18 protein-coding genes are annotated in these 24542 nt (G+C 34.7%); 5 read left to right on the top strand and 13 right to left on the bottom strand.

From position 1 onward, the window contains the following. Positions 1-211: 211 nt before the first annotated feature. The 4 genes from DZ60_RS0105365 to DZ60_RS0105350 form a co-directional block, all read right to left on the bottom strand. Positions 212-2275 (bottom strand): flotillin family protein, encoded by a 2064-nt coding sequence (locus DZ60_RS0105365; protein WP_394332007.1) that lies wholly within the window; start codon positions 2273-2275, stop codon positions 212-214. 50 nt (positions 2276-2325) lie between these two features. Further along, positions 2326-3024, bottom strand: coding sequence for an OB-fold-containig protein (locus tag DZ60_RS0105360; protein WP_152537371.1), 699 nt, complete (start codon positions 3022-3024; stop codon positions 2326-2328). A gap of 71 nt (positions 3025-3095) precedes the next feature. Then, a complete protein-coding gene (locus tag DZ60_RS0105355) occupies positions 3096-3803 on the bottom strand; it encodes a PspA/IM30 family protein (protein WP_025741063.1) in 708 nt (235 codons plus the stop codon). A 5-nt stretch (positions 3804-3808) separates the two neighbouring features. Beyond that, on the bottom strand, positions 3809-4204 hold the full coding sequence (locus DZ60_RS0105350; protein WP_025741062.1) for a type III secretion system chaperone family protein: 396 nt from the start codon (positions 4202-4204) through the stop codon (positions 3809-3811). 328 nt (positions 4205-4532) lie between these two features. Between DZ60_RS0105350 and DZ60_RS0105345 the strand changes: the two genes are divergently transcribed. The 4 genes from DZ60_RS0105345 (at position 4533) to DZ60_RS0105330 (ending at position 9252) form a co-directional block, all read left to right on the top strand. After that, the gene (locus tag DZ60_RS0105345; protein ID WP_025741061.1) at positions 4533-5294 is read left to right on the top strand and encodes a helix-turn-helix domain-containing protein; all 762 of its coding nucleotides are present in this window, start codon (positions 4533-4535) and stop codon (positions 5292-5294) included. A 428-nt stretch (positions 5295-5722) separates the two neighbouring features. Next, positions 5723-7972, top strand: coding sequence for a catalase/peroxidase HPI (gene katG / locus DZ60_RS0105340; RefSeq protein ID WP_025741060.1), 2250 nt, complete (start codon positions 5723-5725; stop codon positions 7970-7972). A 231-nt stretch (positions 7973-8203) separates the two neighbouring features. Continuing rightward, positions 8204-8671: an ankyrin repeat domain-containing protein gene (locus tag DZ60_RS0105335; RefSeq protein ID WP_025741059.1), complete on the top strand. Its 468-nt coding sequence runs from the start codon at positions 8204-8206 to the stop codon at positions 8669-8671. Then, the gene (locus DZ60_RS0105330) at positions 8668-9252 is read left to right on the top strand and encodes a hypothetical protein (RefSeq protein WP_025741058.1); all 585 of its coding nucleotides are present in this window, start codon (positions 8668-8670) and stop codon (positions 9250-9252) included. Before DZ60_RS0105335 ends, DZ60_RS0105330 begins: the two co-directional genes overlap by 4 nt. A 137-nt stretch (positions 9253-9389) precedes the next feature. Here the strand turns inward: DZ60_RS0105330 and asnS are convergent, their stop codons facing one another. The 9 genes from asnS to rplM form a co-directional block, all read right to left on the bottom strand. Then, positions 9390-10832: an asparagine--tRNA ligase gene (gene asnS, locus DZ60_RS0105325; protein WP_025741057.1), complete on the bottom strand. Its 1443-nt coding sequence runs from the start codon at positions 10830-10832 to the stop codon at positions 9390-9392. 757 nt (positions 10833-11589) lie between these two features. Beyond that, entirely contained in the window at positions 11590-14001 is a 2412-nt protein-coding gene (locus DZ60_RS0105320; RefSeq protein ID WP_025741056.1) for an efflux RND transporter permease subunit, read from the bottom strand. A gap of 84 nt (positions 14002-14085) precedes the next feature. Continuing rightward, entirely contained in the window at positions 14086-16524 is a 2439-nt protein-coding gene (locus DZ60_RS0105315) for a DUF5686 family protein (protein WP_025741055.1), read from the bottom strand. 92 nt (positions 16525-16616) lie between these two features. Further along, on the bottom strand, positions 16617-17180 hold the full coding sequence (frr, locus tag DZ60_RS0105310) for a ribosome recycling factor (protein WP_025741054.1): 564 nt from the start codon (positions 17178-17180) through the stop codon (positions 16617-16619). A gap of 74 nt (positions 17181-17254) precedes the next feature. Continuing rightward, complete coding sequence (gene pyrH, locus DZ60_RS0105305; protein ID WP_025741053.1) at positions 17255-17962, bottom strand: UMP kinase; 708 nt, start codon at positions 17960-17962, stop codon at positions 17255-17257. 590 nt (positions 17963-18552) lie between these two features. Beyond that, on the bottom strand, positions 18553-19518 hold the full coding sequence (gene tsf, locus DZ60_RS0105300) for a translation elongation factor Ts (protein WP_025741052.1): 966 nt from the start codon (positions 19516-19518) through the stop codon (positions 18553-18555). Positions 19519-19679: 161 nt separating this feature from the next. Beyond that, positions 19680-20501: a 30S ribosomal protein S2 gene (gene rpsB / locus DZ60_RS0105295; protein WP_025741051.1), complete on the bottom strand. Its 822-nt coding sequence runs from the start codon at positions 20499-20501 to the stop codon at positions 19680-19682. 196 nt (positions 20502-20697) lie between these two features. Further along, the gene (rpsI, locus tag DZ60_RS0105290; protein ID WP_025741050.1) at positions 20698-21084 is read right to left on the bottom strand and encodes a 30S ribosomal protein S9; all 387 of its coding nucleotides are present in this window, start codon (positions 21082-21084) and stop codon (positions 20698-20700) included. Then, positions 21084-21539 carry a 50S ribosomal protein L13 gene (rplM, locus tag DZ60_RS0105285; RefSeq protein WP_025741049.1) on the bottom strand — a complete coding sequence of 152 codons (456 nt, stop codon included), beginning with the start codon at positions 21537-21539 and terminating at the stop codon, positions 21084-21086. The genes rpsI and rplM overlap by 1 nt, the downstream gene beginning before the upstream one ends. A 280-nt stretch (positions 21540-21819) precedes the next feature. Here rplM and DZ60_RS0105280 point away from each other — a divergent pair, with 280 nt between their 5' ends. After that, the gene (locus tag DZ60_RS0105280; protein ID WP_025741048.1) at positions 21820-24537 is read left to right on the top strand and encodes a DUF5916 domain-containing protein; all 2718 of its coding nucleotides are present in this window, start codon (positions 21820-21822) and stop codon (positions 24535-24537) included. The last annotated feature ends 5 nt before the right edge of the window (positions 24538-24542 follow it).

Here is a 24542-nt window from a genome sequence, read left to right as displayed (position 1 = left end):
ATTAAACCGTTATTAAAAGTTAAACAAATCCCATCTAGTCAATCACTCGCTACCCCAAAGAGAGTTCAAGACTTTCAGGGATTGACTTTTATGGGTCTAAAAATGTATTTATGATTGTATTCATAAAGTATTACGAGGCTCTAATCACCTCTTTTTTCATCATTGGCGGATTCACTCTCCTCCTTCAACAAGGAGGAGAGTTTTATGAATATTATTTCAATTTTTTATCTGACAATCCTAATCCTTTTGCTAGATTAAATAGGTTACTGAATAAGTCATTCTCTTCTTGACTAGAAGATTTTTGTTTCAGGTCCATTAATAGGTTGGCTATCGTAAGGTTTTTGATGTCTTCTGAGGAGATCCCATATTTAGTAGCAAAATCCTTTACTTTTTCTAATAGATTTCCTTTTACATCATCGCTACCTAGGATAGCATCTTTTACGTCCTGAATATTATCAGAGTGTTTGACCAGCCTATCGATCCCTTTTGCTTTGGTAATCTGACCAACAATTTGTTCAAAGAACATCGTTTCACCACCAACAATATCAATATTAGCAGCTTTAAGTGCAGCACCAATAACATCAGCCTGAGCAAAAGCAATTTCCTTCTGAATGTTAATTTCTGCAAGGTCTACTTGCAATTCTTTATCCAGACGTAGTTTGAATTCTTCATGTTCTTTACCAACACCGTCAAGTTTTTTCATTGCTTCAGCTTTTTCTTCGATACCTGCTGCTTCTGCAAGAGCGATTTCTTTGTCACCTAATGCTTTGGCAAGTGCTTTTTCTTTGATCACTTCTGCTTCGGCAACTCCTTCTTCTTTGAGAGCTTCTGCTTTTGCTGCGATTCCTGCTGCTTCGGCTTTTGCCTTTTTTTCAATAATGGCTGCTTCTACTAGTCCTTCACGTTCATGTGCATCTGCTTTAGCGTGCATTACTTGCGCTTCAGACATTCCTAATGTTGCTTCTTCTTTGGCTTGTGCTTCGGCGAGTGTTTTACGGGCTTCAGCTTCTTTTTCACTAGCTTCTTTTTGGGCTTGTGCTTCGATATTAATTTCTTCTGCCTTTTGCTTTGCCGCTTCTTTTTGAGCTTCTGCAGCCTTAATTGTGGTAATCAATGCTTCTTGTGCATTGGCTTCTGCAATGGTGATTTTTACTTGTTTCTCTCGATCAGCAGTTTTGAAAGCCTCGATATCCTTCATGTTTTCCTGCTCTTCAACCACTCCTTTTTCTAGTGTTACACGATCACGAATCACATCTTGAATATTCTTTTTCTCAACTTCAACGACTTTTTCTTTTTCGATTTGTGCTAGTGTAACGATACGCTCACGTTCAGTAGCTTCTAACATCCTGTCTTTTTCTACACGTTCGGTTTCTACAGCATTAGTACGCTGTTTGTTTTTCTCAGCTACAATGATCTGACGTTGCATGTTTTCTTCAGCAACTTTTACTTTTTCTTCTGTCGCAATACGTGCAGTTTCGGATTTTAATCGTTCTTCTTCGGCAACTTTTAATGTTTCTGCTTCTTCGCGAGCTTTAATATTAGCAATTTCTCTTTGCTGTTGTTGTTCTTTTTCTGCAAGTTGCTTGTCTAATTCGAGAATAGCCTCACGAGCTTCTACATCTTGTTTTCGAATTACTTTTTCCTCATCACGCTTAATGAGATTAGATTTTACATTTTGTGCTGCGGTCAATTCTGTGATTTTTTTGATCCCTTCCGCATCCAAAATATTATCAGGTTTCATGACACTTAGTGATGTTTGTTCTAAGTCATCAATAGCGCAATCATCAAGTATGTATCCATTAAGGTCGGTACCGATAATATTCACGATTTCGTCTCTAAATTCGCGTCGGGCTTCATATAATTCTACAAATTCGAATTTTTTTCCAACAGTTTTTAGAGCTTCCGAGAATTTTGCATCAAATAAATTACGCAAGACGTCAATTTCTGAGGCTCTGGCACAACCGATGGTTTGAGCTACGTTAATAATATCAGCTTTTGATTTATTAACCCTCACAAAAAAAGCTACTTTAATATCAGCTCTAATATTGTCTTTACAGATTAAACCATTAACACCTGTTCTTTCGATTTCAAGCTTTTTTACAGAAATATCCATGATTTCCATTTTGTGCAGTACGGGTACAACTAACCCAGCATTAAAAAACACTTTGGTACCGCCAGCACCCGTTCGTACTAGAACTTTTCCTTGAATTATTTTTTTGTACATAGATATGATCCATACCAATAATCCAAAACAGACTATAATGATGGCTACCATAACTACTAATGATGATTTTTCTAACATATGAATTGTTGTTTAGTTGATTTTTATGATTGAAACTTTTCTATTAGGTAATATTTTTTGTCTTTTGACTCATTAACGATAAGGGCTTCTTCTCCTGATCTAATAGTTACTCCTTTAAATCCTTTGGCCTGCACACGAATAGGGTCTCCGTTTATTACAACTTCAATTTGTCCTAATTTTTCACCTGATACTGGGGATTTAACAATACATCTTCTTCCTAGGAAATCAATTTCCTCCTCTCCTTTATGATTAATCATTCTATACAATTTTGCCAATGGTTTGGTCACTATTTTGGCTATAAATAGAGATATAATCAGATTAGGAATTAATAGAATAAAGCCTAACCAATGAGCTTGCCATCCAAAAGAATGAGTTACATTAATTGATATAAACCACATTGAGAAAAATATAATTGAAAGCATGAACATTAGCGGGAGTTCATCAAAACTAAAATACCGTAAGAATTGAATTCCGATACTTTCTGATTGTACTTCTGCATTCACACTTTTTTGTGGCAGGTCAACATCCGGATTGTAATTCTCAAGATCTGCATCTGCATCAATGTCTAAATCAAAATCGGCCGATGCGTCAAAATCCACATCAAAAAAGTCCAAATCAAATCCAGTAAGGATTGTTAAAATCCAATATAGTATAAGAATCAAACACATTATCGTAAAAAATGCGTTTACAGGCGAAAATGCGATGTCTATTAGTTCTTTCAATGGTATGTTATTTTAGGTTTACTAATGGTCGACACTACGTTAATGTCTTCAAATCAAAAAATGTTACATTATTATTTCTTTTTTATACCGAGCTGCTCTTTTAATTTTGCCAAATCATCCTCTGCAGTAGTTTCGGTAATATCGACTGCTTTGTCTAACTCTTCATCAATAGATTTTGAAGCATTTGCTATATCTCCGTATGCTTCTGCCAGTGCTTCTTCTTGATTTACTTTGTCCTTCATACGTTCTAACATAGATACGGTACTAGAACTATCGATTTCTGCCATTTGTTTATTTACATTTTTTGTAGCATCAGAAACCTTGATTCTTGCTTTAAGTGTTTTGAGCTCATTTTCCCACTTACTAATATTTTGTTTTATTTCCTGTACATTTTTTTCTAATTGTGATACAGAGGTGTCAAATTTTTGAGTTTCTCCATTACTACGTGTTTGTTGTTGCAGTGCTTCTTCTTTTTTTATTAATGCTTCTTTGGCTAATCGATCGGCTTCAGATACCTCGATATCTCCGCTTTGAGCTTTTTTAAGAATTAGCATTGCTTTCTGTTGATAATCCTCTGCTTTTGATGCAAATTCTTCGGTGTCATTTTTGGCACGAATAGCTAATGCTTTTACTTGTGCTAGTGCTTCTAAGCTTTTCTCAAGATCAATTTTCATATCTCGAATACCTTGTTCTGTCATCTTAATAGGGTCTTCCATTTTATCAATTGCAGCATTTGCTTCTGCTTCTCCTATTTTGAATAATCTTCTAAAAAAGTTCATAGTATTTAGTATTTTGAATAATTTATAATTTGATCTGAATACTCACTTAATAATAGTCCCAAAGAGTTTAATGACCCTTCTAATTCATTAAGATCCAGATGCTCTACCTGCAGTGTGTCTCTAAAAATTACTTTTTCGCCAGTCTCGTCAAGTACAAATGCACCATGTACTATATCCCGATTCTTTTGAAGTAAATTTCTATAGACTTCTTCATTTTTATTTTTGATATTAAAAATATGTTGCTCCATTATTAAAATAGGAGGGGCAACACCTAAAATCATATTTTTTATTCCCTCATTTTCTTTGCTAATCATGAGTATGCCTTCTCCCTTATTTTCATGAACAATAATATAATTCAGTTGAAGCAAATATGCTTTCACTTTTTGGAAATGATCTTGCATAGGATGGTTAGTTTTGATTGATAATTAGTAATGTATTCCTAAATGTTCGACTATATTTTCAATATTACAAAAAGTCGCATAACTTTTCGATGATATTTGATGCTAAATTAACGAGATAATATACAATGATAATCATGGGTATGAATGATTTAAATTAATAATTAAGTAAGCTGCTAAAATTTTTAGTAAAGTCCCTTTTACTTCTTGATCATTGAAAGATATTATGAAGTACTTCTACTAAAATTAGCATTTCTGAAAGATATTAGCTAATATTGTTAGTGTAAAAGTACAATAAATAATTAATATTGCAAATAAAATTAGCAAAATAATGTCTTTATTTGGAAAAAATATAAAAAAGATTCGAAGTGTTAAAGGACTAAGTCAACAGTCTTTTGCAGAGATATTTGATCTAAAACGCGGAACTCTAGGGGCTTATGAAGAAGGTAGAAGTGAGCCCAAGATTGAAACATTAATTAAAATAGCTAATTATTTTAGCATAGCTATAGGTGATTTGCTTACCAATGAGCTTACCGTAAATGAGCTTCTAAAATTTAAAGGAGATCTTACAACATATACCGAAGGTCTAAAAAGAGAGGAATTTGCAACAATACCATGCATTACAGAAAATACAACAAGTGAGTATATTTCCTCATATGCAAAAGAAGGGTTTATTAAATCACTACCAACAGTACAACTCCCTGTGAATCCAGAAAAAGAGTTTAGAGGCTATACAGTCAGTAATCTAGAAATGACGTCACATGACAAGGGGTTTTATCCAAAGGATATAGTTATAGGAGAGAAAGTACCTCTAGGGATCATAAAAAAGTTGAATACAGGCACGCTAGTTTTTGTGGTTGTTGAAGGAAAATTAATTTTTAGAAGATTATACATTACCAAAAATAATGTAGTCTTAAGAGCTGATCATAAAAATATTGAAGATATCTTATGTGCTCTTGCTGATATCAAAGAACTTTGGCGTGTTCGTTATGCCTTTTACCGCCGTATTCCTGACTTTGGGGATGAGGAGGTAGCAGGTAAGTTGCAGATGATAGAACAAGAAATACAAAAAATGAAGGAAAAGTTGTCATAGTATCTATGATTTCTATATTTCAGAAATTGACAATATAATATATCCAGAAAGAATCTATCTTAAAGAACATTTTTGAGTGTATTTCTTCTCTTTTAATCTACTCTGTACCAAATTGCTAATATGTTTTTCTTTGAACCCTTATTGTAACCACTACAACAGACATTGTTGTGTAGATAGAAGATGCTTCTATCGTTTATTACATTTTATTTAAAATCGATATATTTCTTAATTATTTAACTCATTTTAAGGAGATAATGAAAGAAAAAAATCTTATTTTCTGATGTATTAAAAAGAGTCAGTCTTTTGGTTTTTTTTGAGATCATAATTTCACTGCATAGTTGTATAGATTTTACATATGGTTTTTTTAAAAAACATAAGAAATTATTATTGTAGTTTTACGTAGAACAATCATTTTTAATTTATCTCCAATGGAAAATAATAATCTAACAAGTACACCATCTCATGGTTCAAGTTACCAGATGAATGGTGAAAGCAAATGTCCTTTTATGAATGGTGCTCTGAAGCAAGGAGCAGGAAGTGGCACTTCTAATAGAGACTGGTGGCCAAACCAATTAAAGTTAAATATTCTGAGACAAAATTCTTCTCTGTCTAATCCAATGGGTAAGGAGTTTGATTATTCAGAAGAATTTAAATCTTTGGATTACGATGCAATAAAAAAAGATCTTTTTGATCTTATGACGGATTCTCAGGACTGGTGGCCTGCCGATTATGGTCATTATGGTCCGTTCTTTGTTCGTATGGCTTGGCATAGTGCAGGTACCTATCGTATTGCTGATGGTCGTGGTGGAGCAGGATCAGGAACTCAACGTTTTGCGCCTCTTAATAGTTGGCCTGATAATGCAAATCTTGATAAAGCTCGTTTACTATTATGGCCTATTAAGCAAAAATATGGTAAGAAAATTTCTTGGGCAGATCTAATGATTTTGGCGGGTAATTGTGCGCTTGAGTCTATGGGGTTCAAAACTTTTGGTTTTGCAGGCGGACGAGAAGATGTATGGGAACCAGAACAGGATATCTACTGGGGAGCAGAGACAGAATGGTTAGGAGATAAAAGATATTCTGGAGATCGAGAACTTGAAAACCCATTAGGAGCAGTACAAATGGGATTAATCTATGTGAACCCAGAAGGGCCTAACGGAAATCCTGATCCATCAGCTGCTGCGAGAGATATTCGAGAAACCTTTGGTCGTATGGCTATGAATGATGAAGAAACTGTTGCACTAATTGCAGGAGGGCATACTTTTGGTAAAACTCATGGAGCCGCAGATCCAGATCAATATGTAGATCGTGAACCAGCTGCAGCCATGATAGAGGAACAAAGCCAAGGTTGGAAAAATAGTTTTGGGACAGGTAATGGAGCAGATACCATTACTAGTGGTCTAGAAGGTGCATGGACAACCACACCAACAAAATGGAGTAACAATTTTTTTGAAAATTTATTTGGGTACGAATGGGAACTTACTAAGAGTCCGGCAGGTGCTCATCAATGGAGACCAAAAGATGGAGCAGGAGCTGGCTTAGTTCCTGATGCTCATGATTCATCAAAAAGTCATGCGCCATTTATGCTTACAACAGATCTTGCCTTACGAATAGATCCAGCCTATGAAAAAATATCTAGACGTTTCTACGAAAACCCTGATGTGTTTGCAGATGCTTTTGCGAGGGCATGGTATAAATTAACACATCGCGATATGGGACCAATAGCACGTTATCTTGGTCCAGAGGTGCCTAAAGAAGAATTAATTTGGCAAGACCCTGTACCGGCTGTTGACCATGAAGTAATTAATCATCAAGATAGTATTGATCTTAAGAACAAAATACTTGCTTCGGGTCTATCTATATCCTCATTGGTTTCGACTGCATGGGCATCGGCATCTACATTTAGAGGATCGGATAAACGTGGTGGAGCCAATGGAGCACGTATTCGATTATCTCCTCAAAAAGATTGGAAAGTAAATAATCCCAAAGAATTATCTAAGGTAATTGGTGTTCTAGAGGAAATTCAAAAAGAATTTAACAATGCTCAATCAGGAAATAAAGTGGTTTCAATGGCAGATTTGATCGTTCTTGCTGGATCCGCTGGTGTTGAGAAGGCGGCTTCAGATGCGGGGCATCAGGTAGTAGTGCCTTTTAGCCCTGGGCGAACAGATGCTTCTCAAGAACAGACAGATATTGAGTCTTTTACTATTCTTGAACCTATTGCAGATGGATTTCGTAATTATGTGAAAAAAGAATATCCTATTTCTGTAGAGGAGTTATTAGTAGATCGTGCTCAACTTATGACCTTAACTGCTCCTGAGATGACTGTTTTGATAGGAGGAATGCGTGTTCTGAATACTAATTTTGAGAATTCAAAGGATGGTGTTTTTACAGATCGTCCAGGAACGTTAACGAATGACTTTTTTGTTAATTTGTTGGATATGAAGACCACTTGGCAAGCTACTTCAGAGAATCAAGATACTTTTGAGGGAAGAAATCGTCTTACTAATGAACTTAAGTGGACAGGTTCTCGTGTTGATCTAATTTTTGGGTCTAATTCAGAACTTCGTGCATTGGCAGAAGTATATGGTTGTAGTGATAGTCAAGATCTATTTGTACAAGATTTTGTGAAGGCTTGGTCAAAAGTAATGAATTTGGATCGTTTTGATCTGATATAAATTATGTGCTAAAAGAACCATAGGTGATTTGCAATAGTAAGCACCTATGGTTGATATTATAAGTTTTGTTCATTTTTTGATGTAGGCATGCCTATAACCAGAGATTGAATGTATAAATTTGTGAGAACGAAGAAACATTTTTGAGTTTTTTTTTGATATATTAATCGAATTAATAAGATTTTGCAGTTACGATTTTTTATGAACTGCTTTTCTGAGGTAAATTATTGACTGATGGACACTATTTTTAACGCTATCCGAGCAGAGAACTATGAAGCTGTAGGTGATTTTTTGAAATCGAATCCAGAAATTATTAATGTCAAGGACCAAAGAGGATCTACACCGTTATTACTCGCTACTTATTATGGGTTTACCGATATCACTAAACTTTTGTTAGAATACGAGCCTTTTATCAATGCGCAAGACACTTCTGGTAATACTGCACTAATGGGGGTTTGTTTTAAAGGATATATGGACATAGCAGAGCTATTAATTAAATCTGGGGCAGATGTAAATATTAAAAATTATAATGATTCTACAGCCCTTATTTATGCGGCTACCTTTGGTCAATTAGATTTGGTGACCCTACTTATAAAAAGTGGAGCTGACATTAATGCAGTAGATAACCGCGGATATACCGCTGCAATGCATGCCAAAGATCAGGGGATTGATATTCCTGATTTATATAAACTCACCTCATGAGTTCTGGAAAAAATAATATTGCCACTATTAAATCTGTCAACATAAGATTGGTCGGAATTAAAAGGCAGGGATTAATTACTTCAGATAAGGTAGCTCTTTTTGAATCTTTTTTAAAGGAAACTATTGGTAATGAAGTGTTAGTGGTTAATACCAATATTGGCGTAGGTGTATACTATTACTCTTTCCATGATTATAGTACTTTTATTCGTGAAAGTGCTTTGCTGTATATTATCTCTTCTATTGATCATAAAAAGCTGCGTTTCAAAAATAATAGAAATAGAGAAGAGGTATATCAAAGTTTTTGTGAAGCACTAATTACTTTTTCTCAATATCCCCAAATATTTCTTGCTTACTCGAAAAAATTTATCTTTCTGAAGGAAAAAAATCAGGCTAGTAAGTTTGTTATTCCTGTTTTGAATGTTTTTTTTGAAGAAGTTCTCAAAGAACTTATTGAAAATGGCAAAATGCCTCATCATCAAAAAATTAAAAAAGTTCAAAATAAATCTAATGAATGGGATACTGATAGTGATATAATCAAAGATTTGATTTCTGAAATTCTATTAAAGCAACATCATAATTAGTATTACAATGTACCTGTTTTGTACAATATAACTTAGTCATGAGTTTTATTAAAGGTGTAAATGTTTTATAAAAAAAGCCCTTCAATTCTTTAAAAATAATTGAAGGGCTTTCGAAATTATTATTGTCAACCTATAATTTAAAACTCAGCATTAAGTGGAGTTCTTGGATACGGAATAACATCACGTATGTTACTCATTCCCGTAACAAATAATACCAATCGTTCGAAGCCAAGTCCAAAACCACTATGCGTACAAGTTCCGAAACGTCGCGTATCAAGATACCACCACAAATCTTCTTCAGGAATATTAAGGGCTTCCATCTTTTGTTTTAAGACATCTAATCTTTCCTCTCTCTGAGAACCACCCACAATTTCTCCAATCCCAGGGAAAAGTATATCCATGGCTCTTACTGTTTTGCCATCTTCATTAAGACGCATATAAAACGATTTAATGTCTGCAGGATAATCAAATAAGATTACCGGACACTTAAAGTGTTTCTCTACCAGAAATCGTTCATGCTCACTCTGCAAATCAGCCCCCCATTCTTCTATCGGGTATTTAAATTTCTTTTTCTTATTTGGTTTTGAGTTTTTAAGAATTTCAATTGCTTCGGTATAGCTAACACGCTTAAAGTTATTATCTAATACAAACTTTAGCTTATCTCTCAAAAGCATTTCTGCTCGTTCGGCCTGAGGCTTACTTTTATCTTCTTGCACTAAACGGTTTTCTAAAAACTCAAGGTCATCCATACAATTATCCAATGCAAACTGGATTACATATTTGATAAAATCCTCGGCTAGATCCATATTACCGTCAAGATCGCAAAATGCAATCTCAGGTTCTATCATCCAGAATTCTGATAGGTGACGAGAGGTGTTAGAGTTTTCTGCTCTAAATGTGGGTCCGAATGTATATATCTGGCCCAATCCCATTGCGTATGTTTCACCTTCTAATTGCCCTGAAACAGTTAAGTTTGCTTCCCTTCCGAAAAAATCTTTACTATAATCAACTTCTCCATTTTCATCCTTCGGAGGGTTTTTAAGATCCATATTGGTAACCTTAAACGCTTCTCCTGCTCCCTCTGCATCACTTCCGGTAATTATGGGAGTATGCACATAGTAAAAATCGTTTTTCTGAAAATATTCATGAACAGCAAAGGATAACTTAGAGCGCAAACGCATAATTGCACCAAAAGTATTTGTACGGACTCTCAAATGTGCTTGTTCACGTAATTTTTCTAAACTATGACGCTTCGGAGATAAAATTGTAAGTTTTACTTCTTCTGGGTCTGCGTCGCCTTCAATATGTATTTCAGATACTTTAATCTCTACACGCTGCCCTTTTCCTTCGCTTTCGACAAGGGTTCCTGTGATAATAATTGCTGCTCCGACATTTATTCTCTCAAGAGTTTTTTGGTCAATGATATTGTCTTCTAAAACACACTGAATTGTATTGATTGTGGATCCATCATTAATCGCTATAAAGCGATCATTTCTAAAGGAGCGAACCCAACCAGATATGGTAACAGGTTGTAATAGTTTATCACTTTTTAGTACGTCTACTACTTTAGTATGTTTCATTTATTTGCTTTTTTTCTAATCCTATATACTAATTAAGTTTTATTCGCTTATCCATAGACTTTTATTTCTTACAGATAGATACAGATAAAATTTTGAGGTAGCAAAGATAATTTTTTAATCCGATTGAGCCATATACTTATGAATTCAAAATAGTCTCAGAATTGTAAAAAAGTAGGGAACGTTATGTTTTTTATAATCTGTAGCGCTGATAATAGTCAAATCTGACGCTTTTTGAGATTGTGATTCTACATAAAAGTCTTAATTATTACTGTTTTGGTCTTCAAAACCTATTTTTTTTCACTTTTTTTGGTAATAACTAGTGTTTTTCTTTTTTAAGACATGGTACTTAAAAATCTGTTTATCAATTAATTATATAGATAAGTGTTTTTTTGAAATTCTTAAATAATGTTAAAATTTCGTTTTTCTAATTCAATAGGGGTTTTTTCCCCCCTTCAAAGTATTTCAAAATAAGAAATCGCACATTATCTTGCATATGCAATTATGATGATTGTGTTTACGTTAAGTTTAGTTCGATAGGTTTTGGGGTAATCTATCTTACAGAAGCCCCGCTAGTATTTAGCGGGGCTTTTATTGTTTTATATCATTCCTGTTTTTATTTTTTGAACATCAAAATTAATTGATGGTAGTGTGTAATTGCCTGTATTGTTCAAGTTCGAATTATATATTATTCTAGTACATATTTCTGAATAATAAATTGTAAAAGAGTACCCTTCTGTTTTTTTTCGAAAATGGTTAATTATTCCTTTTCAGTTTTAGGAATATCACCTGTTTCTTCATCGTTGGCAATGATTTTTAAAGCAGGTTCTTTTAAGGTTTTTTTATTCGCTATGCTTCGTTCTAAAGAGAGTAGTAACGATGGTAGCAATAATAAATTAGAAAGAATAGCAAATAATAGTGTAGTAGATACTAAGCCTCCGAGTGCTTTAGTGCCTCCAAAGCTCGAGATCATAAATACAGAAAACCCAAAGAATAATACAGTTGAGGTGTAAAACATACTTACACCAGTTTCTCGCAATGCAGCAAAAACGGATTTTTTAATTCTCCAATGGTTAGATTTTAGTTCTTGCCTATATTTTGCAAGAAAATGTATGGTGTCGTCAACAGAGATTCCAAATGCAATACTGAATACTAGAATCGTAGATGGTTTTATGGGAACTCCTAAATATCCCATGAGTCCTGCTGTCATCAATAGAGGTAATAGATTCGGAATTAAAGAAATGACAATCATTTTCCATGATTTAAACATCCAGGCCATAAATAAAGCAATAAGAATAATTGCTAAACCTAGAGAGAAAGTAAGATTCCAAACAAGATATTTTGTTCCTTTCTGAAAAATGAGTGCTTTACCCGTAAATGAAACGTTATAGCGATCTTTTGGGAATATTTTTTCCAACTTTGGCGCAAGATTAGCTTCGATACGATCCATTTCTTCTGTGCCAATATCTTTCATAAATGTAGTGATACGGGCATATTGCTGAGTAGAATCGATATAGCTCTTCATGATCCCTGCTTCTGATTCGAAACTTTTGAGGTATGGAATAATAAAGTTTCGTTCTTGGCTTGTAGGGATTTGGTAATATTTTGGGTTACCGTTATAGAAAGCTTGTTTAGAATATTTAGCCAGATTAACAATAGAGATTGGTTTCGATAATTCAGGGATTTCTTCGAGAAGTTCCTGAAGTTCTTCCATTTTTTTTAGGGTAGATAATTTGAGGACGCCTTTTTTTCTTTTGGTATCGATTACTATTTCTAATGGCATAATACCATCAAATTCATCTTCAAAAAATTGTATGTCTTTATAAAAACCTGCGGTTTTTGGCATATCTTCCAGTAGACTTCCGGATACTTTTATGGTATAGATGCCAATTATACTAACAATTAGTATGATTATGGATATGCAGTAAATTGTAATGCGTCGCGTCTTTACCATGCTTTCCATCCAATCCATGAGTTTCTCGACCCAGCCTTTGCCGAGGTGTTCGAGGTGTCTTTCTTTGGGTTGAGGCATGTAACTATATATTATAGTTATCACTAGTAGGCAAAGAATAAATAAGGCGATAATGTTTAGAGAGGCAACAATACCAAACTCTTTAAGTAATTTACTTTCGGTCAAGGCAAAAGTGGCAAAACCTGAAGCGGTAGTTACATTAGTCATTAGTGTAGCATTTCCTACTTTGGTAATGACACGTTGTAATGACTTTGCTTTATTACCATGTTTTTTGATTTCCTGTTGATATTTATTAATCAAGAAAATACAATTAGGAACTCCGATTACTATAACTAAGGGAGGTATAATGGCTGTAAGAACGGTTATTTCGTATTCTAATATTCCTAAAATACCAAATGCCCACATAACACCAATGATTACTGCTGTCATTGATATAAATGTAGCTCTAATAGACCTAAAAAAGAAAAAGAAAATTAATGATGTAACGGATAAAGCGGCAAGAATGAAAATCGAAATTTCATCCATTATATTTTTAGAATTCATCGTTCTGATATAAGGCATACCAGATACTTTTATATCTACATTATGTTTTTCTTCAAACTCAATAACTGCAGGTTCTAGTACATCCAGGATAAACTTCTTTCTGAGTTTGGTGTTTACAATATCTTCTTTTATATAAAGTGCACTTTGTAGTGTCTTGGACTTCTTACTATATATTAAACCTTCATAGAAAGGTAAATTGTTGAATAATTCGTTTTTATAATCGGTAACTTGTTCGCGAGTATAACTCGAGTCTTTTATAAAAGGAATTAACTCAAACCTATTCGGGTTTTCTCGTTTTTCTAAAGTTTTAAGATCCGCCAAAGAAACTACAAGTTCTATCTCGTTGTATTTTTTAAAAGAGTTATTAAAATCGTTCCAGGCTTTTAATTTTTTTGGAGTAAAAAGGGTGCTGTCTTGTATTGCGAGTACAACTAGATTGCCTTCTTCTCCGAATTTTTCAAGAAAATGTAGGTATTCTAGGTTTACTTCATGATCATCAGGTAATAGGTTGGCCTCAGAATGGGAGAATTTCATGTTCTTCCATTGAAATCCCATAAAAATCGTAATTCCTATAATTGTGAGAAATATCACGGCTCTATTGCGAAGAATAATACCTGCCAGTGCATTCCAAAACCCAAAACTGAATACTTTTGTCATCCTTTTATTTCCTGCTGCAAATGTAAGGATTGGAGTTATATAATTTATAAATTTCGATAAAGAAAATTATACTTTTAGAATTGGTTACAATTTTAGATAAAAAGTGAATTTGAATGCAATGTTATCGTCGAATTTTGGAAGATGGTAAGCACCATACCGATAAGCAAAACTAAGTCCAAAACCTGCAAAAAGTTTATTTATTTCAAAACCTGATTCTTGATATCCTTGGTCCAAAGAGGAAAAGCCAACGCCTTCATGATTTTCTATATTATCAATATCTCCGATAGCATATCTGCTTATAAAAACGAGTTCTGGCTTAAACCAATTTGTTATTCGTACGGGTTTTATTCTGTGTTTAATTTGTAAAGTGGCTAACCTATCACTAAAAAACTCTCCAAAAAACATGGTCTCAAAAGTTCTTCTACCGGCTACAGAAAATCGTTGCAGAATAGTTTCTTTAGTGGGGGCATTTGGGTAGGCATGGTATAAGTGTGTAAGTGGTATGTCACCAATAGCAGCATCGGCTTCGAACAAAAGGCTAGTTCTAGACTGGTTAATACGGTTGATTACATACTCTGCTTTAAGCCCTATTTTACTATACGAAAAATCACTGTCAAGTACTCCTTTGTAGCTTTGTGTATATTGCCCTGTGATTTTTGGGTATCCATCATAGATCTCTTTATAGCCATTTGGTGTTTTTAAGAATTTACTAAATGGAGTCCATCGTAATGCTAAGGTGGATTCGGTCGTTACATAAGTGCCTAGTGAAGTTCCTTTATAATTATATTGATAACCTGTTGTTTGTTGTATTGTGTTTGTGGAGAGTTTGGTTTCTGATATCAGTCTTGGTGAAATTTGATATTGCAAACTGGTACTCCATTCTCTAAACTTGTAATAAAAGTCTATGTTTACAAGACGAGGTTCGAATAATGAATATACTCTTCTGTCTGTAAGGTAAAAAAGACTTCCTACTTCTTTAACGTCATCTGTAAAACTAAAATTAATCCAGGAATCAGATTTTTTGTTTAACCGTACTCCTGTTTCTAAGCCATACTTGTATTTAGAATCGCTAAAACCATAAACCAAATATCCTCCTATTCTAAAGTTTTTGGAAAATTTGGTATTGGTGACTCCTCCAATACCAACGCGCACTCCTTCGTAATTATTAAATTTTAATGGATAGGTGAGGTCAAAATTAAAAAAGCCAAGAGGGTAGTATCCCGTATTAAAACTCTGAATTACATCAATTCTACGCTCAATGTTTTGTGCTTTTACAATACTATCAATTACCTGAAAGGAGTTTAGGTCTTTTTCTGTAATTGTACTGGTGCGATATTGTTTCCAAAAGGCTTCAGATTTATTGTTGGCCTCTGGGTCAATTTCGATAGTCGCTTGTTGCAGTGAGGTGTTTTCCTTATCGTTTAATTTAATATCAAATATATCTGTCCTAGAGGTTAGAAAATCATTCGAGTCAGAATAGCTGGTTTTGGGTAATCTACCAACTGAAATTTGACCTCCAAAAAGACTTACTTTTTGTCTTCCGTTTCCGGGGCGTATTACAATTTCTTTGTTTTTGGGGAACCAACTTTCTGTTTCCGGAAAATATTCAAAATTGTGAGTTGCCATTACATTGAGTTCTCCTCTTAATTCTATAACTGCTTTTTGAACGGCTAAGGTTTTTATATCTATGTATAAGATTCCTTCTAGACTAGCAAAATTTTTTGATTTGCGTGGCTGAAAAAGGATTACAAAGGCTGGTTTTTTATCTTTTGTAGTATCTAGGATCTTATAATAATAATTTTTTAAAGCTCTTTGTGATAGCGGGCCTATATATTGATTGTTAAATATAGTATAGTCTTCATCATACAAGGAGTTTGACTGAATTTTTATTCCCAGAACATTATAAATAGGTTCTTTAAATCCCGTCATCCTAGTTGCCAAAACAGTTTCTTTTTCATTACTTCCTTTTTTGTATTGATGCAAGCTAATTTTTTCTGATAGAAAGGAATGTGCTTCATTAAATATATGCTCAATGTCAAAATTGGTAGTGTCAGGCGTGCGTATTTGTGCGTTACTATCTTCTGTGATTTTTAGTTTACTATAGGTCTTGTAGCTAAAGCTTTCTAAAGAATATTTTGGATTGTTTTGTTTTTTTCTTCGAATTGCCTCTTTTATAATTTTTGAAGCGACATTTTTTGGGTTGGGAGTGTCAATTTTTATAGGATCTAAGTTCTCTTCTTCGGGATTCAATTTTATTTTTATTCTCTCCGAGGTTTGAGACGGAATAAGGGTTGTATTGGTTTGGTACCCTAAATAGGAGATGGTGATATTAGTAGGAAATGAGTTGCATCGAATAACAAACATACCATCTACCGAGGTTAAAGCATAGGAGTTTTCGGTTTTTATGGTTGCAAAAGGTAGGGGAGTCTCCGTATTGTTATCAACTACAATCCCCCTTATTGTGACTTGAGAAATTATAGCAGTGTGAAGAAAAAACAATAAACAAAAGGAAATGCTTCTCATTATACCAAACAGGTTCAAGAAAACGAATATACAAAAAAGCATTTTCAACAAGGAAAATGCTTTCATTATAATTTTATAAATAACGACCTAGATTAGACGGTCATAATTTCTTTTTCTTTAACACTTAGCATCTCGTCTATTTTTTTGATATAGGTATCTGTGAGTTGCTGTATGTCAACTTCTGTATTCTTTGCTAAGTCTTCAGATAATCCTTCTTTTTCTAGCTTTTTAATCTCTGTGTTTGCATTCTTCCTATCATTACGAACTCCTACCTTTGAGTCTTCAGCTTCAGCTTTGGCTTGCTTTGCCAAATCTTTTCTACGTTCTTCGGTAAGTGGTGGTACGCTAATGATAACGCTTTCACCATTATTCATTGGGTTAAAGCCTAAATTAGCTATTTGAATCCCTTTTTCGATCTCTCCGATAATAGATTTGTCAAAAGGTTGTATTGTGATTGTTCGAGCATCAGGAGTAGATACATTACCAACCTGATTGAGGGGTGTCGGAGAACCATAATATTCTACCATAACACTTCCGAGCATTGAAGGCGATGCTTTACCAGCTCTAATGTTGAGTAATTTTTTTTCTAAATGTTTGATTGCAGCTTGCATTGATTCTTTTGTAGAATCAATAATAAAATCTACGTCTTCTTTCATTTTTTTATTCTTTTCTTTTTAACCGATCAAAAACTAAACCAGAGTTTATGATTTTATACAGGTTCTATATGGTTTTAAAGATTTACTTGTGTACCGATAGATTCTCCAGAGACTACTTTTAGTAGGTTTCCGATTTTGTTCATATCAAATACAATTATTGGTAATTCATTTTCTTGGCTAAGAGTAAAGGCAGTAGTGTCCATTACTTTTAAGCCCTTGCGAAGTACATCATCAAATGATATAAAATCGAACTTCGTTGCATCGGCATTCTTTTCGGGATCCGAAGTGTAAATTCCATCCACTCTGGTTCCTTTTAGAATAACGTCGGCATTGATTTCTATAGCTCTTAGGACTGCTGCAGAATCGGTTGTAAAATAAGGGTTTCCTGTACCGCCTCCGAAAATGACAACTCTTCCTTTCTCTAAATGACGAATAGCTCTTCGGCGTATAAAAGGTTCTGCTACCTCATTAATTTTTACAGCAGATTGCAGTCTAGTAGGTATTTCGGCATCTTCTAAGGCACTTTGTAAAGCGAGGCCATTAATCACGGTGGCAAGCATGCCCATATGATCTGCTTGAACTCTATCCATTCCTTTGCTGGCACCTGCAACACCTCTAAAAATATTACCTCCTCCTATTACAACTGCGACTTCAACGCCTTCTACAGTAATTTTTTTTATTTCCTGAGCATATTCAGCAAGCCTTTTTGGGTCAATTCCGTATTGGCGATCTCCCATTAAAGCTTCACCTGATAGTTTAAGTAATATTCTTTTGTATTTCATTGTGAGATTTAACTGTGGTACAAATATAATGATATTCTTAATTTAGAAAATAGTTATCTTCTAATAAAGGTAAATTTAGGTAATATACATGTTCAATCAAATGATGTGTTAGATATCAGTAGTAATGGTAATACTTTGTGTTACTTCATTTGTTTGTTATGCAATAGGACACATGCGGTTTTGTCTTTTTTTTTTGAATTCAATAAAGATGATATTACGATAAGACTACCAAATGTTAAAGTTTCTGTTAGGTTTGAAAAAAAGGGGTTTTTCCCCCTGCGCAAGGTATAGGATGGCGTTTAATTATGTTATAAGTTTGCCTAAGGGAAAACAAAAAAAGTGTTGGGGTCAAATATTTTTTGATATAACATTTTGATATTTCTATATAAGTTCAGTCCGATTGGGGAGTCGGTTTTTACTTCTGGGGTAAGCTTTTTTTAAGCTTGTGAAACGTCAAAGATGCAAGAAAAAAATATTTTGAATATGTAGAAGAAAAAACCGCTTTTTGTAATTTACAAAAAGCGGTTTTATTTTTTGATGCCAGATACCACAACCTTATGTGTTGGGGACTGATCTATTTTTAAAGGTAATTACCCTAAAGATACTCTTGCGAAAGAAACTACAGCGACATCACCAATACTTTTTACGTAATCAGCAACGCTTTTCTTTTCATCTTTAATAAAATTTTGGTCAAGAAGACATTGTTCTTGATCCAAAGTTGTATTGTCAGAAATGAATCTTTCTAGTTTACCTGGAAGAATTTTGTCCCAGATTTTTTCTGGTTTTCCTTCTTCTTTAAGTTGTGCTTTAAGGTTTTCTTCAGCTTCAGCAATTACATCATTAGTCAATTGAGATCTTGAGATAAACTGAGGAACATTTTTTAATGTTTTTCCTAGTCGCCCAAGTTCAATGTTTTCTTTTTCGATAGCAGCTATTCTTGCCTGAGTTTCTGAGGCAACATATTCTGGGTCAAAATCTTTGAATGATAAAGTAGTTGCACCCATAGAGGCTACCTGCATAGAAATATCTTTGGCTAATGTTTCAGCGCTGTCAACCGCATTAGATAGACCTGTCAGAGCAGCAATTTTATTTCCGTGAATGTAAGCGCCAACAAAAGGAGCTTCTAATACTTTAAAATCTCCTATTTCTATTTTTTCACCAATAACTCCAGTTTGTTCTGTAAGTTTTTCCTGAACTGAAATTCCTTTGAAATCTGCAGCTAAGAATTCTTCTTTAGACGAAGTGTTAAGTGCTAATTCTGCTAGTTCTTTTGCCAAAGAAACAAAAGAATCGTTTTTTCCAACGAAATCAGTTTCACAGTTTAGAGAGATAATAACTCCCTTGTTTTTTGTATCGTTTACTTTTGCAATAACTGCACCTTCAGCAGAATCTCTATCTGCTCTTTTGGCAGCGATCTTCTGTCCTTTTTCTCTAAGGATTTTGATAGCCTCGTCAAAATTTCCTTCTGCTTCAACAAGTGCTTTCTTACAATCCATCATTCCGGCACCTGTAGCTTTACGCAATTTACTTACTTCTGCGGCTGTTATATTTGCCATATTTTTATTTTTTTAGAGTTTTTGTGTAAAAAATAAGTCGTTTAGTTGTGATTACTGCGAAAGTAAAGAACTAAACGACTCATTAATTTTATGTTAAAGTTAAGTTTTACAACTTCGTCTTTAACCTTATTGTATAATGATTGAAGGCAATCAATAAATGTTTATTCTTCTTCTTGCTTTGCAGCTTCTGTTACAACAGGGGCTTCAGCCTTTTCAGCTGGAGCTTCAGCTTTTGCAGCTGGGGCTTCAGTTTTTGCAGCTGGAGCTTCTTTTGCTGGAGCTTCTTTTGCAGCTTTTCTTTCACTTAATCCTTCAATAACAGCATCACTTACATAAGTCATTACTTTATCAATAGATTTTGAAGCATCATCATTTGCAGGGATTACATACTGTACCTGACGTGGATCAGAGTTTGTATCAACCATTGCAAAAATAGGAATGTTTAATTTTTGAGCTTCTTTTACAGCGATGTGCTCGCGAGTAATATCTACAACAAATAATGCTCCTGGTAGACGAGTCATATCAGAAATAGAACCTAAGTTTTTTTCTAATTTAGCTCTTAAACGATCTACCTGTAAGCGTTCTTTCTTGGATAATGTGTTAAAAGTACCATCTTTTTTCATTCTATCGATAGCAGCCATTTTCTTAACTGCCTTACGAATAGTGACAAAGTTGGTAAGCATTCCACCAGGCCATCTTTCTGTAATGTATGGTTGGTTTGCTTTTGCAGCTTTTTCTGCAACGATCTCTTTAGCTTGTTTCTTAGTTGCAACAAAAAGAATTTTTCTTCCTGAGGCTGCTATCTTTTTTAAAGCTTCACTAGCTTCATCGATTTTTGCAGCAGTTTTATATAAATTAATGATGTGAATACCATTACGTTCCATATAGATATATGGTGCCATATTGGGATCCCATCTTCTTGTCAGGTGACCAAAGTGTACACCTGCATCAAGTAATTCTTTTACTTCGATATTGTTTGCCATTTTTGTAATAGTTTACGTTCTGTTGAATTAGCAATGCTCAAGTGGCTACTTGCGTACGGCCTTGGGCATTTAGATGCTAAACTAACCCTCATTTAATAGAGGAGGTAACAACAAATACTGTTTTTTTTAATGTTTGATGCTTAAAACTCTTTTACTAAAAAAAGGAGTGTTAAGCGTGCTGAAAACGAATTCAATATTAACGTTTAGAGAACTGGAATTTCTTACGAGCTTTCTTCTGACCGAATTTCTTACGCTCTACCATTCTTGGGTCTCTTGTTAATAAACCTTCTGGTTTCAGGATTGCTCTGTTTTCTTCATCTAGTTCGCATACAGCTCTAGAGATAGCTAGGCGCACAGCTTCTGCTTGACCCGTAATTCCTCCACCATAAACATTTACGTTTACATCGTATTTATCATCATTGCTTGTTAGCATTAATGGTTGATTTACTTTGTATTGTAATGTTGCAGTTGTAAAGTAGTCAGCAAGATCTTTTTTGTTTACTGTAATTTTTCCAGAACCATCTTTTAGATATATTCTAGCTACAGCGGTTTTTCTACGACCAATTTTGTGAATAACTTCCATTACTTAACTTCGTTTAAGTTAACAGTTTTAGGTTGCTGAGCATCTTGATTATGTTCTGCTCCGGCATACACCTTTAGATTACGGAATAAAGCTGCACCTAATTTGTTTTTAGGTAGCATTCCTTTTACCGCTTTTTCGATTAAACGCTCTGGGTTTTTGTCATACAATTCCTGAGCAGTAAGACTTCTTTGCCCTCCTGGGTAGCCAGTGTGACGGATATATGATTTATCAGTCCACTTTTTACCAGTTAAGTTGATTTTTGCAGCATTGGTAATAATTACATTATCTCCGCAATCAACATGTGGGGTAAAGCTAGGTTTGTGTTTACCTCTAAGTAGCACTGCTACTACAGAAGAAAGACGTCCTAAAGTCTGTCCTTCAGCATCTACGTGCAACCATTCTTTTGTAACGGTCGCTTTGTTAGCAGATACTGTTTTGTAACTTAATGTGTCCACACTAATTAATTTTACTTATTAAACATTCCTTTTCCTATATAAAATAGGCGTGCAAATGTACAATTATATATTTACATAGCAAACTGCTACTTGATATTATTTAAAAAGTATTATATGTTGGTTTTCAGGATTCTTGATCATTCCCCTTCCCTTACTTCTCTGGTTTTATAGGGTAGGCCTTTGTAACACGTTAATGTTTTATTAAATAAAATACAATATGTCACAAACTGTACTAATTTTTATCATTTTAGGTAAGACAGTTAATAAACTATGTAATACTATGAGATTTTGTACATTATTTTTGATGTTTTGTATACTTCATTTTGTAAGTAATGCACAGCAGGATACGGTGAGTACACAAGAGAGTGCGAAGCAAAAAGTTATAAAAAGAATATATAGCACAAAGCCTCTTAGCGGAAAATCTATTACAATTGATGGGATAATCGATGAATCTGGTTGGGATATAGTCGAGTGGTCTGGAGAGTTTATAGAGCATCGACCTGATGAAAATACACCGCCAAGTCAGCAAACAAAGTATAAAATAGTGTATGATCAGAAATATCTCTATGTTGCTTACAGGTGTTATGATACAGAACCAGATAAGATTGAGAAAAGACTCTCTAGAAGAGATGGATTTGCTGGAGATAGAATAACTATTAATTTGGATACCTACCACGATAAAAGAACTGGTTTTTCTTTTACGATTACTGCTGCAGGGGTTAAAGGAGATGAGTTTATTTCACAAAATGGTAGTAATTGGGATCCTAGCTGGAACCCTATCTGGTACACAGCAACGGCCATTGATGATCAAGGGTGGACTGCTGAAGTGAAAATCCCATTAAGTCAGGTAAAATTTGGTAAGAGTAAAGAACAAGTTTGGGGATTACAGATAATAAGAGCTTTTTTTAGAAAAGATGAACGATCTGTATGGCAGCGCATTCCTCAAGATGCTCCCGGTTGGGTAAGCGAGTTTGGAGAATTGCATGGACTAGTAAATATTGAGCCGCAAAAGCAATTAGAAATTCAACCTTTTGTAGGGGCGCAGCTTGATACCTACCCAGCTGAGGAAGGGAATGTTTTTAGAGATGGAAGCGATGCAGGTCTAAATGCAGGCTTGGATGCAAAAATAGGCATCACCAATGACTTAACACTCGATGTTACCGTGAATCCTGATTTTGGGCAAGTAGAGGCGGACCCGGCAGCAATTGCCTTGGATGGTTTTCAGATTTTTTTTCAGGAACAGCGCCCTTTTTTCGTCGAAAACAAAAATATATTTGATTACCGATTCGCTGACGGACAAGATAATGTCTTTTATTCAAGACGTATTGGTAGGGCTCCTCAAGGCACCATTTCCGAAATAGATGGAGAATTTATAGACACACCATTGAATACCACAATTCTCGGGGCTGCAAAATTTAGTGGAAAAACCAAGAATGGATGGTCTTTGGGGTTGCTCGAAAGCGTTACCCAAAAAGAAATTGCACGAGTGCAAGATGCCGATGGTAATAAAAGAGAGGCTATCGTTGAACCATTGACAAATTATATGGTAGGCAGGGTTCAGAAAGATTTCAATAATCGCAATTCATTTATTGGTGGGATTTTTACTGCTACCAATAGGGATCTTGGTGATAATTTTTTTGATATTGATGAAGAAAATGCAAATACTGATGAACCCTCAGAAGTGGTGGGTACTGTTGAGAATAACCTTAATCTTCTTCGCAAATCGGCATATACAGGTGGACTTGATTTTAGGCATAATTGGAAAGATAGAAAGTATTTTGTAGAAGGAAATATTGTTGCCAGTCATGTAAAGGGCTCTAAAGAAGCTATCGAGGAAACTCAAAATGAACTTACCCATCTTTTTCAGCGTGTTGATGCAGGTCATGTATCCGTTGATCCTAATCGGACTTCATTAACCGGTACAGGAGGTAAATTCGGTGGAGGTAAATCAGGAGGAGGAAATTGGCGATACGATGCAGGGGTTTTATGGCGATCACCAGAATTAGAACTCAATGATGTGGGGTTCTTAAGGCAAGCAGATCAAATCAGGCAGTATGCCAATCTCGAATATCTGTTTTTGAAACCTACAAAAGTATATCGCAGGGCAAATGTTCGTCTTAGCCAATTTACAGAATTTGATTTTGATAAAAATTATAATAGAATCCAGTATGAATTCATGGGGTATATCAATTACACCAATAATTGGTGGACCGAAATAGGTTTTGGTCATAAGCCTCGGATTTTTACCAATACGTTTTTGCAGGGAGGACCACGTTGGCGTTTTTCTGACGAAAATTTTGCATTTCTATTTTTTGGTTCTGATCAGAGAAAGAAATTTAATTTTACCATTGGATATGTTGATGCAAGGGCAGAAAAACAAGCATTTGCTTTTAAACGATATGTATTGCGACTACGATACCAACCTTTTGATGCTTTTAGTATGTCTTTTGAGCCAGAGTTTAGGTTGAATCCTAATAGGACGCAATATGTTACAGAAGCTGATTTTGGTGAAGTCCCGCGTTTTATTACTGCGGATATAGACCAACAGACACTAAGTGCAAGCATTCGATTAAATTACAATATTAACCCAAATCTTACCATTCAGTATTATGGACAGCCTTTTATCTCAAGAGGAGTGTATACGGATTTTAATTATGTGTCTAATCCTATTGCTCGTGAGTTGAGTGAGCGGGTTACCTTATATCAAGATAGTCAAATATCTCTCGATGATGATGTGTATAGTATAGATGAAAATAGGGATGGTACTGTTGATTATACCTTTGATCAACCCAATTTTGCTTTTGTTCAGTTTCGGTCTAATTTAGTGGTGAGATGGGAGTATATACCAGGATCAGAACTTTTTTTGGTGTGGTCACAAGGAATAACAGGAGACGGCGATGCTACCAATACTCTTTTTAGAAGTCTGGACGCACAAATTTTGGGACAACAACCTGAAAATACATTTTTGATCAAAGCTACTTATAGGTTCGTCCTATGATCGTA

The sequence above is a fragment of the Aquimarina pacifica genome, assembly GCF_000520955.1.
Taxonomy (GTDB): Bacteria; Bacteroidota; Bacteroidia; order Flavobacteriales; family Flavobacteriaceae; genus Aquimarina; species Aquimarina pacifica.
Note: the sequence above shows the minus strand (reverse complement) of the source record. Positions and strands in the feature narration are given on the sequence as shown.